Source organism: Massilia rubra, assembly GCF_011682065.1.
Classification (GTDB): Bacteria; Pseudomonadota; Gammaproteobacteria; order Burkholderiales; family Burkholderiaceae_D; genus Telluria_A; species Telluria_A rubra.
This window is the reverse complement of record NZ_VUYU01000025.1, coordinates 88,587-103,054: the sequence shown is the minus strand read 5'-3', so window position 1 is coordinate 103,054 and position 14,468 is coordinate 88,587. Positions and strand designations below refer to the sequence as shown.

Annotated in this window: 12 protein-coding genes; 9 read left to right on the top strand and 3 right to left on the bottom strand. The window is 62.8% G+C overall.

Features of this window, described 5'->3' with window-relative positions:
* Nucleotides 1–123: 123 nt before the first annotated feature.
* Together F0185_RS27050 and F0185_RS27045 are read right to left on the bottom strand one after the other, a co-directional pair.
* Nucleotides 124–363: a hypothetical protein gene (locus F0185_RS27050; protein ID WP_167229948.1), complete on the bottom strand. Its 240-nt coding sequence runs from the start codon at nt 361–363 to the stop codon at nt 124–126.
* A gap of 2 nt (nt 364–365) precedes the next feature.
* The gene (locus F0185_RS27045) at nt 366–725 is read right to left on the bottom strand and encodes an FKBP-type peptidyl-prolyl cis-trans isomerase (protein WP_167229945.1); all 360 of its coding nucleotides are present in this window, start codon (nt 723–725) and stop codon (nt 366–368) included.
* A gap of 133 nt (nt 726–858) precedes the next feature.
* On the opposite strand from F0185_RS27045, the gene F0185_RS27040 reads away from it, so the two are divergent.
* The 8 genes from F0185_RS27040 to F0185_RS27005 all read left to right on the top strand — a co-directional run bounded on the left by F0185_RS27040 (nt 859) and on the right by F0185_RS27005 (nt 12,182).
* A complete protein-coding gene (locus F0185_RS27040; protein ID WP_167229942.1) occupies nt 859–1,731 on the top strand; it encodes an EI24 domain-containing protein in 873 nt (290 codons plus the stop codon).
* 69 nt (nt 1,732–1,800) lie between these two features.
* Nucleotides 1,801–2,592: a competence/damage-inducible protein A gene (locus tag F0185_RS27035; protein ID WP_167229939.1), complete on the top strand. Its 792-nt coding sequence runs from the start codon at nt 1,801–1,803 to the stop codon at nt 2,590–2,592.
* 397 nt (nt 2,593–2,989) lie between these two features.
* Complete coding sequence (locus tag F0185_RS27030; RefSeq protein WP_229477208.1) at nt 2,990–6,214, top strand: transglycosylase domain-containing protein; 3,225 nt, start codon at nt 2,990–2,992, stop codon at nt 6,212–6,214.
* Nucleotides 6,215–6,492: 278 nt separating this feature from the next.
* Nucleotides 6,493–6,927, top strand: a complete 435-nt coding sequence (locus tag F0185_RS27025; protein ID WP_167229936.1) for a hypothetical protein — start codon at nt 6,493–6,495, stop codon at nt 6,925–6,927.
* Nucleotides 6,928–6,991: 64 nt separating this feature from the next.
* The gene (locus tag F0185_RS27020) at nt 6,992–8,329 is read left to right on the top strand and encodes a TAXI family TRAP transporter solute-binding subunit (RefSeq protein WP_167229933.1); all 1,338 of its coding nucleotides are present in this window, start codon (nt 6,992–6,994) and stop codon (nt 8,327–8,329) included.
* 10 nt (nt 8,330–8,339) lie between these two features.
* A complete protein-coding gene (locus tag F0185_RS27015; protein WP_167229932.1) occupies nt 8,340–11,282 on the top strand; it encodes a sensor histidine kinase in 2,943 nt (980 codons plus the stop codon).
* 246 nt (nt 11,283–11,528) lie between these two features.
* Entirely contained in the window at nt 11,529–11,813 is a 285-nt protein-coding gene (locus tag F0185_RS27010) for an ADP-ribosyl-(dinitrogen reductase) hydrolase (protein WP_167229929.1), read from the top strand.
* Between the two features lie 21 nt (nt 11,814–11,834).
* Nucleotides 11,835–12,182 carry a hypothetical protein gene (locus tag F0185_RS27005; RefSeq protein ID WP_370664074.1) on the top strand — a complete coding sequence of 116 codons (348 nt, stop codon included), beginning with the start codon at nt 11,835–11,837 and terminating at the stop codon, nt 12,180–12,182.
* 71 nt (nt 12,183–12,253) lie between these two features.
* Here the strand turns inward: F0185_RS27005 and F0185_RS27000 are convergent, their stop codons facing one another.
* Complete coding sequence (locus F0185_RS27000; RefSeq protein ID WP_167229921.1) at nt 12,254–12,712, bottom strand: rhodanese-like domain-containing protein; 459 nt, start codon at nt 12,710–12,712, stop codon at nt 12,254–12,256.
* A gap of 310 nt (nt 12,713–13,022) precedes the next feature.
* On the opposite strand from F0185_RS27000, the gene glnA reads away from it, so the two are divergent.
* On the top strand, nt 13,023–14,438 hold the full coding sequence (gene glnA / locus F0185_RS26995) for a type I glutamate--ammonia ligase (protein ID WP_167229918.1): 1,416 nt from the start codon (nt 13,023–13,025) through the stop codon (nt 14,436–14,438).
* The last annotated feature ends 30 nt before the right edge of the window (nt 14,439–14,468 follow it).

The window sequence follows — 14,468 nt, the reverse complement described above, 5'->3', positions numbered from 1 at the left end:
GCTGCTCTGAGGTAGAATTCATGTCGGGCAAGGTGGCGTTTTTGTTGATAACTGTGTTTCTAGATAACTCACATTTTATCAATCACTTACGGCATTCTTGCCCCTTTTTATGCAAAATTCAGGCTAGTTCCTGCCCTCGGCCTCGGCCTTCGCCTTGGCCGCCTTTTCCTCATCGCTGTCGCGGAACGGGTAGGTGGCCACCTTGACCGCGCCCTTGGTCACCGCGACCCCGGCGCCAACCGCCGCCGAGCCGACCGCCACGCCGGCGCCAACCACCGCGCCGGTCACCGCAACGACGGCGCAGCCGCTCGAGGCGGCCACCACCAGCAGCGCCAGCGCGTAGCGCAGGGCGCCCGTCGACATGCTTAAACCTTCAGCAGTTCGACGTCGAAAATGAGCGTGGCGTTCGGCGGAATCGTGCCGCCGCCCGCGCCGCGCGCGCCGTAACCGAGGCTGGCCGGAATCGTCAGGCGACGCGCGCCGCCGACTTTCATGCCCTGCACGCCTTCGTCCCAGCCCTTGATCACTTCGCCGGCGCCCAGCGAAAACTTGAACGGGTCGTTGCGGTCCTTGCTGGAGTCGAACTTGGCGCCGGCAGTGCCGTCGTCGTTGCGCAGCCAGCCGGTGTAATGAACGGTGACGCGCTGGCCGGCTTGCGCCTGTGCGCCCTCGCCAACGGTGGTGTCTTCGTACTGGAGGCCCGATTCGGTAGTAATAGTGGACATGGTTTTCCTTAGTAGATCGATGTGATTGGCGATTGTAGTGCATGCCGTGCCGAAGCGCTATTGACGCCACCCCCGCAAGCGTCCAAAGCACGCTACACTGCGTAGACTTTTTGACTATCATCCACCGCTTTCCATGACCAAGACTCCCTGGCGCCCCGTCGCCACCGCCTACCGCCGCGCCCTCGTCTCGCAGGCCAATCCCAAGATGCTGCTGCTGACGGTGATTCCCTTCGTGCTGTCGGTGCTGCTGTGGGCCGTCCTGCTGGCCTTCGGCTTCCAGCCGCTGCTCGACTACGTCCAGGCCCTGTTCCAGGACCACGACTGGTTCAAGACCACCAGCGGCATGCTCGGCACATTCGGCATGAGCGCTGTAAAAACCATGATCGTGCCGCTGATCGCCATGCTGCTCCTGCTGCCGCTGATGATCGCCACCTCCCTGATCTTCATGGGCGTGGCCGCCATGCCGCCGATCACGCGCCACGTCGCGACGCGCCATTTCAGCACGCTCGAAGCCAAGAACGAAGGCAGCTTCATGGCCGGCCTGGCGATCAACATCAGCACCTCGCTGCTGTTCGTGGTGGTCTGGATCGCGACCCTGCCGCTGTACATCGTGCCGCCGGTGGCGGTGCTGGTGCAGGTGGTGTTGTGGGGCGCCCTGACCACGCGCGTGATGGTCTACGACGCCCTGGAAGACTACGCCAGCGCCGACGAAATGAAGGCCATCCGGCGCCGCCACCGCGCGCAACTGACCTTTATCGGCATCGTTTCCGGCTTTATCGGCGCGTTGCCGGGCATCGTCTGGCTCGGCGGCGCGGTGATGTCGTTCGTGCTGTTCCCGTTCCTGGCGGCCATCTCGATCTGGCTGTATGTGCTCATCTTCGTCTTTACCGCGCTCTGGTTCCAGTACTACTGCATGCAGGCCCTGGCCGACCTGCGCGCGTCCCAGGCCCCGCCGCTGGCCGGCGCTGCCGTCCCGGTCGAGGCGGACACGCCGCCACCGGCCTGAGTCTTTCATGGCACACTGACGACTTTTACAATAGCGTTTGCAACAGCGTTAGCAACAACGGAGAATCACATGGCAATCGGTTTGATCATCATCGGCGACGAAATTTTGTCGGGCAAGCGGCGCGACCAGCACTTTCCCAAAGTGCTAGAGCTGCTGGCCGAGCGCGGCCTCAAGCTGGACTGGGCCGAGTACCTGGGCGATGATCCGGCGCGCATCAGCGCCACCCTCGAGCGCACCATGGCCAGCGGCGACATCGTGTTCTCCTGCGGCGGCATCGGCGCCACCCCGGACGACCACACGCGCCAGTGCGCCGCCAGCGCGCTCGGCGTGCCCTTGGTCTTGCACCCGCAGGGACGGCTCAACATTGAAGAGCGCATCGGCGACATGGCGCGCGAAGCGGGCCAGGAAGTCGACCTCGGTTCCCCGGAAAACCTGCACCGCCTCAAAATGGCCGAGTTCCCCGAAGGGGCCTCGCTGATCCCCAACGCCTACAACAAGATCGCCGGTTTCACGGTCGGCACCCACCACTTCGTGCCGGGCTTTCCGGTGATGGCCTGGCCGATGATCGCCTGGGTGCTCGACAACCGCTACAGCCACCTGTTCAACCGCCAGCCGCACAGCGAACAGTCGGTGCTGGTGTACGGCTCGATGGAGTCGACCCTCAATCCGCTGATGGAAGAACTCGAAGCGCGTTACGCCCCGGTCAAGGTATTCAGCCTGCCGAGCGTGGGCGACGCGCTCACGCGCAGCCATATCGAACTGGGCGTCAAGGGCGAGCCGGCGCTGACCGCGACGGCCTTCGCCGACATGTGCGCGCAGCTGGCCGCCATGCGGATCGAGTTCGCTCCGTGCGGGCCATAGTGTGACCGGCATGTGACGCGTTTTGCGGCAGCGCTTTTGCGCGGCGCGCTGAGCCGTTGTTTTTTTGCGAAAAACAATCGACCAGATCAAGTTTTCTTGAACATGCCTTCGCCACGGTCACCCGATGTGGTGGAATGGTGACCGTGCAGCACTCGTTTGCGCATGACTCTTGCGTGAGATTCGAGTGAGAATTGAATGCGTGACATTTTAAATATTTCAGGAATGCGATTGACCACCCGATCACACGAAGCGACCCGTTGCACGATGGCGAAGGTTGATGCGGTGATTGCAGGTACGATTGATTTGAACCGGTTGAGCCATCATGGAAAGTAATCGTCGTTCTCGACGGCCCCGCATCGTCGCCAGCGCAGTGCGCAAATTGCGCGCCCGTGCGGCAATGATCCAACTCGGCCAGGTGCCGCCCGCGCCGGACGACGGCACGGCGGCGCCGCATTCCCACCTGTCCCTCGTGTCCGGCGACGCCGCCAGCGCCGCCGCCACGCCCACCGATACCGATACCGACACCTTGCTCACTTCCGATACCGACAGCGCTACCTTGCCCGATTCCGAACACGCCACCGAGCCGCAAGGCACCCCTCCGCGCCGCCGCAGCCGCATCAAGCTGGTCCTGTGGTTGCTGTTACTGGTCCTGCTGGGCGCCGGCGTCTGGTGGCTGCTCGACGAAGTGCGCACCTCGGCGATGCAGGCCAAGTACTTCGCCGGCATCGCCAAGAAGATCAACTACAAGGTCGAAAAAGGCCCGAGCACCAACATCCGCTTCCCGCACGACAGCCCGTACGACGAGCGGCTCGGCTACGCCAACATGCCCGAGTACCTGGCCAAGCTCAAGGCGCGCGACTTCATGATCGATTCGCAGGCGCGCCTGTCGCCCAAGATGGTCGAACTGGCCGACCAGGGCCTGTTCGCCACCTACCGCGAAAAAACCAAGGTCGGCCTCGAAATCCTCGACTGCCGCGGCGAGCCGCTGTTTTTGGCGCGCTACCCGGAGCGTTTCTACGAGAAGTTCGACGACGCGCCATCCTCGCTGGTCAAAAGCCTGCTGTTCATCGAAAACCGCGAACTGCTCGACCCGACCTACCCGAAACGCAATCCGGCGGTCGAGTGGGACCGCTTCAGCAAGGCCGTCTTCGACAAGTCGCTGCACGTGTTCAGCGGCGGCGACAAACGCTCGGCCGGCGGCAGTACGCTGGCCACCCAGATCGAAAAATACCGCCATTCGCCGGATGGACGCACCAGCTCCTTGTCGGAAAAAGCGCGCCAGATGGTCTCCGCCACCCTGCGCGCCTACCAGTACGGCGAAGACACCACTAAAGCGCGGCGCCAGATCGTCATCGATTACCTGAACACGGTGCCGCTGTCGGCCAAACTCGGCTACGGTGAAGTCAACGGCATCGGCGACGGCATGTGGGTCTGGTACGGACGCGATTTCGCGGCCATGAACAAGCTGCTCAAAGACGAGCCGCATTCGCCCGACGCCGCGCTGGTGTACAAACAGGCGCTGTCGCTGATGATCGCCCAGCGCCGTCCGGCCCACTACCTGGGCGCCGGCGCCAACGACCTCGAAAACCTGACCAACACCCACCTGCGCGTGCTGGCCCAGGCCGGCGTGATCACGACCCAGTTGCGCGACGCCGCGCTGGCGGTCAAGCTGGAACCGGCCAAGGGTTCCGGCGTGGCGCCGCCGGCGGCCAATGCCTTCGTGTCGCGCAAAGCCTCGAACGCCGTGCGCACGCACCTGGCCGGTTTGCTGGGCGACCCGCGCCTGTACAACGTGGACCGCCTCGACCTGTCGGTGGTCAGCACGCTCGACTCGGAAGCGCAAAAAGCCGTCACCGCCATGCTGCGCAAACTGCGCGACGCCGACTCGGCGCGCGAGGCCGGCCTGACCGGCAAGGGCATGCTGGGCAACGGCGACCCGGCCAACGTGGTGTACAGCTTCACGCTGATGGAACGCGGCGAAAAAGCCAACTACCTGCGCGTGCAGACCGATAACTACGACCAGCCGCTCGACATCAACGAAGGCGCCAAGCTCGATCTGGGCTCCACCGCCAAGCTGCGCACCCTGGTGACCTACATGGACATCATCGACCAGCTGTACCAGCGCTACAACGGCATGAGCGCCGCCGAGCTGCGCAAGGTGGTGGTCGATCCCAAGGACCGCCTGTCGCAATGGGCGATCGAATACTTTTTGACGCTACCGGCGAATGCCGCGCGCGACCTGCCGGCCATGCTGGAAGCGGCGATCGAACGCCAGTACTCGGGCAACCCGGGCGAAGGCTTCTTCACCGGCGGCGGCATGCACACCTTCGGCAACTTCAGCAAGCTCGATAATTCGCGCGTCATGAGCGTGCGCCAGGCCTTGCGCAGCTCGACCAACCTGGTGTTCGTGCGCCTGATGCGCGACGTGGTGCGCTACTACATGTTCCAGCTGCCCGGTTCCTCGGCCGCGCTGCTGGCCGACGCCGACGATCCGCGCCGCGCCGAATACCTGGCCCGCTTCGCCGACCGCGAGGGGCGCGAGTTCCTCGGCCGCTTCTATAACAAGTACAAGGGCAAGAACGCGGCCGACGCCGAAAAAGTGCTGCTGGCCAGCTTCCGTCCGACCCCGACCCGGCTGGCCAACGTGCACCGCACGATCGCCCCGAACGCCACCCTGGCCCAGTTCTCGGCTTTTGTGAAGGACAACCTGGTCTCGGCCAACGAAGTGCCGGAAGATCGCATCGCCCGCATGTACGACCAGTACGCCCCGGCCAACATGTCGCTGGCCGACCGCGGCTACCTGGCCTCGATCCACCCGCTCGAACTGTGGCTGGTCGGTTACTTCCGCGCCAATCCGACCGCGACTTACTCGGACATGATCGGGGCCAGCGTCAAGCAGCGCCAGGAAGTGTATGCCTGGCTGTTCAACACGCACCGCAAGCACGCGCAGGACCGCCGCATCGCCGGCTTGCTGGAAGTCGAAGCGTTCTTGAAGATCCACGCGCAGTGGAAGAAGATGGGTTATCCCTTCGATTCGCTGGTGCCGTCGTATGCGACGACCCTGGGCGCGTCGGCCGACCGCCCGGCGGCGTTGGCCGAGATGATGGGCATTATCGTCAACAAGGGCGTGCGCAAACCGGTGCAGCGCATCGACTCGCTGCATTTTGCCGAAAGTACGCCGTACGAAACCCTGGTCAAGCAGGCCAAGAGCGCGCCGGGCGAGCAAATCCTGTCGCCGGAAGTGGCGCGCGCGGTGGCTGATGCGATTCGGGGCGTGGTGTCGGACGGTACCGCCAAGCGGGTCAAGACGGCCTTCAAGATGGCGGACGGCAGCATCATCGCCGTGGGCGGCAAGACCGGTACCGGCGACCAGCGCTTCGAGGTGTATGGCGCTGGCGGGCGGTTGATCGAATCGCGTTACGTGAATCGTTCGGCGACGTTCGTCTTCAACATCGGCGAGCGCTTTTTCGGCAGCATGACGGCGTATGTGCACGGACCGTCGTCGGCCGACTACGACTTTACCAGTGCCTTGCCAGTGCAGTTGCTCACGGTGCTGGCGCCGACCCTGATGCCGATGATCGAGCCGCCGACGGATGGCACTGCCAAGCAGTGCGTGCGTTGATCGCGGCGGCAATTCAAGATCATTTGACATGGAGCCGTAAGCTAAAAACCGGCAGCGTTATAGCGTTACACTAAAAACCGTCTTTCCCGCGAAGGCGGGAATCCAAGTTCGTGCCCCAGCCACAGGCGGCTCGACAAAATTGGATTCCCGCCTTCGCGGGAAAGACGGTTTTTAGGTTAACGGTATATGTAAATGTATCGGTAAATGTATCGGCAAATTTATATGAAAATGGACCGGTAAATGTGTAGGTAAATAACAGCGAGGTGTGAGCGTGCCCAGTGAATGACTTTTATACCAGCCGGATTCTCTGGAAGGCCCGCAAGAACGGTATGATCGGAGGAAACTGTCATCTTGTCGCCGATATCGATGCCGATCGGCGCACACAGGTATGCGCGCAGGCGCAGTGCGTGGGCGATCCGGTCTTGCTGTTCTGGTCCGATGGCAGCCTGTGGACCTTGCTGACGAACCGGGAAATCATCTCCTGGAACGGCAAGAAAGCCAGCAGCATTAAGCTCGACTGCATTAAAAAGCAGATCAAACTCGAGCCAGTCGAGGGTACCCACCCGCAATCGACCAAACTGTATTCGCAATATTTGCATGTTGGCCCTGCCGGCGTAAAGATTTGGGCGCCGGCGGGTGCTTCGATCCTGTCGCTGTGGAATATCCTGGGCATGTTCCCTCTGTTGCTCGGAGCCGACCCCGCCCCGAAATGATTGCCCTTGCATGTTTGTGCGATTGTTGGCATCGTACCGAACCATGAAACCTTTGCAACGTGCGATGTCCAAAATCCGGAAGTTTACCCAGTTCTCGTTTCGCGACCTGGTTGCCACCGCCGGTCCCACCGTCCTCACCATCGTCGCCCTGTGCGCGCTCGCCTACCTGCTGGTCGATCCTTCGCCGCCGCGCAGCGTCACGCTCGGCACCGGCCAGGAAAACAGCGCCTACGAAGAATTCGGCAAAAAATACGCGGCCAAACTAGGCAAGCATGGCATCAAGGTCACCCTGCAGCGCTCCCTCGGCTCGCAGGACAACCTGCAGCACCTCAATGAAGGCAAGGTCGATATCGCCTTTGTCCAGAGCGGATCGACCGAGCAGGCCGAAGCCCAGCGCAAGGGACTGGTCTCGATCGGCAGCCTGTTCACCGAACCGGTCTGGCTGTTCCTGCGCGAAGACGCCCACGTGACCCAGCTCACCGGGCTCAAGGGCCTGAAAATCAACCTCGGACCGGAAGGCAGCGGCGTGCCGAAGCTGTTTCGCCAGGTGCTGGCGCTCAACGGCGTCGAACCAGGCGACCTGACCATCGGCGCGCTGGAGAACACGCCGGGCACGGTGGAACTGCTGGAAGGGCGCATCGATGGCCTGGTCTTCAGCTCCGGTCCGGACGCGCCGCTGGTGCAGATGCTGCTGCAAACGCCGGGCTTCAAGCTGTTCGATTTTTCCCAGGCCGAGGCCTATTCGCGGCGCTTGCCGTTCGTCTCGCACGTGGTGCTGCCGCGCGGGATTGTCGACGTCGGGCGCGACATCCCCGCCCAGGATTACCATCTGATCGCCCCCACCGCGACCCTGGTGGCGCGCGAGGATCTGCATCCGGCGCTGATCGACCTGTATGTGCAGGCGGCCAGCGAGATCCATGGCGGCACCGGCTGGTTCCAGCAGCAGGGGCAGTTCCCGTCGGCGCGCTACACCGAAATTCCCGTGGCGCGCGAAGCGGCCAAGTTCTACAAGGATGGCGCGCCGCTGCTGCAGCACTACATGAGCTTCTGGCTGGCCAATTTTTTCGACCGCATGTGGGTCGTGGTGGTGGCGCTGGCCGCCCTGGTGCTGCCGCTGTCAAAAGTGGTGCCGCCCTTGTACGTATGGCGCATCCGCTCGCGCGTGTACCGCTGGTACGGGCAGCTGCGCACGGTGGAGCAGGAGCTGGAAGCGGCGCAAGGGCCGCAACGCGCGCAAGTGTGCGCGGGCCTGTTGAAGCGCCTCGATGAAATCGAAGAAATGGTAAACCAGATTTCGATTCCGCTGGCGTTTGCAGATGGCTTGTACGGACTGCGCAGCCACATCAATTTTGTGCGGCAGCGGGTAAAAAACGCCGATAGCGCGATCGCACCGGCCAAATAGCGGCCCACCGATGATCTTGCGCGCATGGAGGGCCTGGTGTCTGCTGGTGCTGGCTGCCGGCTGTCAATGCGCTGACGCGGCCGCTCCCCGGCCTTTACTCACCGACTACACCCACACGGCCTGGACCGAGCTCGATGGCGCGCCGACAGGCGTGACCAAATTTGCGCAAGGCCCCGACGGCTGGCTCTGGATCGCGACGCCGACCGGCTTGTACCGCTTCGACGGCGTGCGCTTCGAGCGCACCGACACCGTCCATGGCCATCGGCTCGAGTCCAGCAATATCATGGCGCTGGCCACCACGCCCGACGGCGCGCTCTGGATCGGCTACCGTGTCGGCGGCGTGTCGGTGTTCAGGCAGGGTGGCGCGCATACCTATGCGGAAGGCGGCGGCTTGCAACCGGTCGGCGTGATGCACATCGAAGCGGCGCCCGATGGGGCGATATGGGCGGCCATGCGCGACGGCGTGGCGGTGCTGGCGCCTGGCGAGTCCCGTTTCCGCTACCTTGGCCCCGACTCCGGGCTGCCGGCCCTTGGCGTGTTCCAGATTCTGTTCGCCCGCGACGGCACCACCTGGGTCGGCACCAACACGGGCGCCTGGTTTCGCAAGCGGGGCGAGACCCGCTTCACGCGCGCATGGCCGCACGTGGCGCTGGTGTGGCTGTGCGAGGCGCCCGACGGCACCATCTGGGGTAACGATTTCAAGCAGGGTTACTACCGCGTTCGCGCGACAGCGCCTGCCGCCGGCGAGCCGGCCGGGCCTGAACTGGAAGGCTACGGGATGTACTTCGACCGCCACGAAACCATGTGGATGATGCATCCCGATGGACTGGAACGCAGGCTGGCCCCGAACCTGCCGGACCAGCGCCTGTCGAAGGAAAACGGCATCAGCGGCCCGCTCCCGAGCACACGGTTCGAAGACCGGGAAGGCAATCTCTGGATCGGCACGCAGCGCGGGATGGACCGGCTGCGCCCGAATCGCCTGCGCACCGTGCCCCTGGCCCGGCAACTGGAGTCTCCCGCGCTGGTGAGCGGGCCGTCGGGCGGGATGTGGGTGGGCGACTATGCCGGGGACCTGTGGCGTTTCGGCCGCGAAGGGCGCATCAGCCGCGAAGTGCCGGGCCAGCTGACCGCCAGCTACACGTCCCCCGACGGCGTGCTGTGGCTGGGCGGGATGGCGGGCGTGCAGCGGCGCGATCGCGACGCCGTGCTGACCACGTTCCCCTTTCCTGGCGAACTGGCGGGATTGCGCGTGCACGCCATGCAGCAGGACCGTCACGGCGCGCTGTGGGTCTCGTTCTCGGCTGGCAAAGGTGTGTACAAGCTGGCCGAGGGTGCGTGGACCAAGCCGGGAGGCGTTCCCGATCTCTTGACGACGTCGATGGCGGTTGATGCCGACGGCAATGTCTGGATGGGGCATCTGCGCAGCCAGGTCAGCATCGTCGGCGACGGCGCCGTACGCCAGCTTGGCGCGGACCAGGGGCTGAAACTCGGTACGATCCTGTCGCTCCATCCCGACGGGAAGAGCATGTGGGCGGGCGGCGAAAACGGCGTTGCGCTGTATCGCGATGGACGCTTCAGCGCCTTGCACGGCGAACGCAACGAGCAGTTTCGGGGCGTGTCGGGCATCATCCGCGAGCCCGGCGGCGACCTGTGGCTGCACGGCGCCGACGGCCTGTATCGCATCGCCGCCGCCGACCTGCATGGATGGTTGAAGGACCCGCGCAGCGCGGTGGCGTTCGAGCGCTTCGATGCGCAGGACGGCATGCAGGGCCACGCGCCGCAATTGCGGCCAGTGCCATCGCTGAAACGCGCGCAGGACGGCGTGCTGTGGTACGCCACCGCGGGATCGGTGGGCACCATCGATCCGGCCAACATCCTGCGCAACCGGCTGGCGCCGCCGGTACACGTCACCGGTGTGATGGCCGACGGCGTGCGTTACCCGCTTGCCGATGGGCGCGTGCCCACCCTGCCGCAAGGGGCGCGCACTCTGCAGATCGACTTCACCGCACTGAGTTTGTCGATTCCCGAGCGTGTGCGCCTGCGCTACCGGCTGCTTGGGTTCGAGCGCATGTGGCAGGAAGCGATCGGGCGTCGCCAGGCGTATTACACCAACCTGGCGCCGGGCACATATCGCTTCGAGGTCATCGGATCGAATGAGGACAATGTGTGGAATAGCGTGGGCGCCACGGTGGACATCGAGATTCCCCCGACGTTCGTGCAAAGCGGCTGGTTCAAACTGCTGGCGGCGGCGCTTGGCGTAGTGCTGTTGTATGCCGCCTATGCCCTGCGCATTCGCTACCTTACGCAGCGCATGCAGGAGCGCTCGCAGGAACGGCTGGCGGAACGAACGCGCGTCGCGCGCGCCTTGCACGACACCTTGCTGCAAAGCGTGCAGGCGCTGCTGATGTCCTTCGACGCCCACAGCCGCAAGGTGGAAGAGGGCACGCAGGAGCGCACGCGCCTGGACCAGACGCTCAATCTGGCGGAGCAATTGCTGGCGGAAGGGCGAGACCAGATCATGGGCTTGCGCACCCCATCTTCGGACGAGGTGCTGGAACAGACGTTGGGACAGTTCGGCCAGGGGCTGGCCGAATACTGGCCGCACGCGTTCGACATGCAGGTCAATGGCAAGCCGGTCAAGTTGCGCCCGGACGTGCATGCGGAAGTCTACGCGATCGCGCGCGAAGCGCTGTTCAATGCGTCACGCTATGCCGACGCCACGCGGATCGACCTCGAACTGACTTACAGCGCCAGTGCGTTCCTTGTGCGCATTCGCGACAACGGGCGCGGACTCGATGACATTGTCGCCGCGACCGGCCAGCGCCCCGGCCATTGGGGGCTGGTGGGCATGCGCGAGCGTGCCGGCGGCATCGGCGCTGTGCTCGATATCAGCAGCAAAGCCGGTGCGGGCACGGACATCACGGTGACGGTACCCGGCAAGATGGCTTACTGATGTGTTGGGCGTTCAGGTCAATCCGCGGCGCCCGCACCCGCAAGCGCACACGCTGCAGACCTATAGTACTATAGCCAAAACAGGCCTTGTATATACGCGCTCTGGCATGTCCGACCCTCCACCGAGTCGATGACTAAATGGGGCAAAATCCCTTTGCTGACTCGTTGACGTACCTCAAGCTTCGACAGCAGAACGGTTGTACTGTCGAGCTTTTGCCGTCGCTGTATATACAAGGAGGGACCTCAGGTGCCGATACGTATCAGTCAGAGTGTCCTCGCCAAAATTGGAGAGCGCAAGATCACCGCAGACGAAATCGCGCAGTGCTTTATGAATAGGGAGGGCGGTCTCTGTGTGGATACTCGAGCCCATCACTTGACCGACCCGCTCACAAACTGGTTCGTGGCCAAAACCGATCAAAACCGGATGCTGAAAATAATGTTTGTACCTGTCAGAGATGGCGTAGAGCTGAAATCAGCCTATGAAGCCACAGAAGAAATATGCCGTATCTACAACAAGTATGCGAAACCTTGAAGGAGTTGCAAAGTGGCCGACATGGACAAAATTGACGATACGACAGAGGCTTGGGATAGCGGTCAGTTGGGTAACGATGAAAGGTTCGTTCAACGGGTCCCTGTTGGTGCGGAACGTGAACTGGACGATTCGCTCGGTTTGCAAGCCATTTCTATTCGCATACCGAAAGATTTGATCGAGCAATTCAAGCTCATCGCGAAAATTCACGGAATCGGTTACCAGCCCTTGATGCGAGAAGCACTCAAGCGCTTTGCCAATGCGGAGGTCAGGGGAATCCTGACTCAAATGGCCAACGAGGGGAAGAAGGAATTGCTGGAGAACGGCAACCAAAAAGTTGAGGTTGAGCTCAGTCTTAAGATTGCCGCCTGACAGAAAAATTGTTCGCTTGCCTGCAAAAAGGCGCTTGATCGGCCGCGCCGGGCCATGAACTTATGCGCGCTTCAGGCCCCCATCCACGGCAAGCCCGCCTTGCACCACCCGCCCACGCTCTTGCGGTGCCCGTCCGCATCCTTGTCGCCCTCGAAACCTTCCAGGATATCGAAGGCGTGCGCATAGCCGTTTTCGGTCGCGACCCTGGCCGCGTGGCGCGACCGCACGCCCGAGCGGCACAAAAACAGTAGCACTTCATCCTTCTGCGCCACCGCTTGCAACTGCTGCACAAAATCGGGATTGGGCACCCCTTCCGGCCACACGCTCCACTGCACCGCGCAGTGCTGCTGCGCCGGAATGGCGACCTTGCCGACCCAGGCGCGCTCGGCGTCGGTGCGCACGTCGACCAGGCGCACGCGCGCTTCGCTTTGCAGCAGTTCCCAGGCTTCCTGCGGCGTCACCGCTCCGGCATACGGTTCGCCCGGCGCGCGGGTGCGGGCGGCGGTAAGCAGGGTCTCGACGTTACTCATGGCGTATTCCTCGGTGAAGTTTGCGATTATTATATGAGCGGCGCACCATGGCGCGGCATATTTCCCTTTTCGGTGCATGGCGCATCAAACTGGTGCAATCGGCAGTCTTTGCACCAATGCAGTGCGAGCGCAGCCGGGCGCCACGGGCACGCCGCCAACAGGGACCCAGAAGTTTAGTGCCATTTGGCAGCATTTTCAACGCTGCTATTGCCTTTGGCCTATGTGGTCTGGCTGGCACGCTTTCTGCTATGATTCCTGTAAGTTTTGCCGCCCGGGCGGCAACCCCCCATTTATATTAGGAGAGATACGCATGGCAATGACGGCCGCAGAAGTCTTGGAAATGGTTAAAGAGAAGCACGTTCGCTTTGTGGACTTTCGCTTCGCCGATACGCGCGGCAAAGAGCAGCACGTAACGGTTCCCGTATCGCACTTCGATCTCGACAAATTTGAATCGGGCCACGCTTTCGACGGCTCGTCGATCGCCGGCTGGAAGGGCATCGAAGCGTCCGACATGCTGCTCATGCCAGACCCGAACACCGCCAACATCGACCCGTTCATGGAAGAAGTCACGCTGTTCATGCAGTGCGACGTCATCGAACCGGCCGACGGCAAGGGCTACGACCGCGATCCGCGTTCGATCGCCAAGCGCGCCGAAGCCTACCTCAAGTCGACCGGCATCGGCGACACCGCCTACTTCGGCCCTGAGCCGGAATTTTTCATCTTCGACAGCGTGCGCTGGAAGATCGACATGTCGGGCTGCTTCGTCAAGATCGATTCGGATGAATCGTCGTGGGCGACCGACGCCAAGACCGAAGGCGGCAACAGCGGCCACCGTCCAACCGTCAAGGGCGGCTACTTCCCGGTGCCACCGGTCGATTCGTTCCAGGACATGCGCTCCGAAATGTGCCTGATCCTCGAAGAACTGGGCATCCCGGTCGAAGTGCACCACCACGAAGTGGCCGGCGCCGGCCAGAATGAAATCGGCACCCGCTTCTCGACCCTGGTCGAGCGCGCCGACTGGACCCAGAACCTGAAATACGTGGTCTGGAACGTGGCCCACAGCTATGGCAAGACCGCCACCTTCATGCCGAAACCGATCGTTGGCGACAATGGCTCGGGCATGCACGTGCACCAGTCGATCTGGAAAGACGGCAAAAACCTGTTCGCCGGCGACGGCTATGCGGGCCTGTCGGAAGATGCGCTGTTCTACATCGGCGGCATCATCAAGCACGCCAAGGCACTGAACGCGATCACCAATCCGGGCACCAACTCGTACAAGCGCCTCGTGCCTGGCTACGAAGCGCCGGTCAAGCTGGCTTACTCGGCCAAGAACCGTTCGGCCTCGATCCGTATTCCGCACGTGGCCAATCCAAAAGGCCGCCGCATCGAGACCCGCTTCCCGGATCCACTGGCAAACGTGTACCTGTGCTTCGCCGCGCTGCTGATGGCGGGCCTGGACGGTATCGCCAACAAGATCCATCCGGGCGAAGCGGCGTCGAAAGACCTGTACCACCTGCCGCCGGAAGAAGACGCGCTGATCCCGACCGTGTGCGCTTCGCTGGAAGAAGCCCTGGATAACCTGAACAAGGACCGCGAGTTCCTGACCCGCGGCGGCGTTTTCAGCGACAGCATGATCGATGCCTACATCGAACTCAAAATGCAGGACGTGCAACGCATGCGCATGACCACGCACCCGGCTGAGTTCGACATGTACTATTCGCTGTAATTGTTTTTTGTTGGCAAGCATTGCCAACTT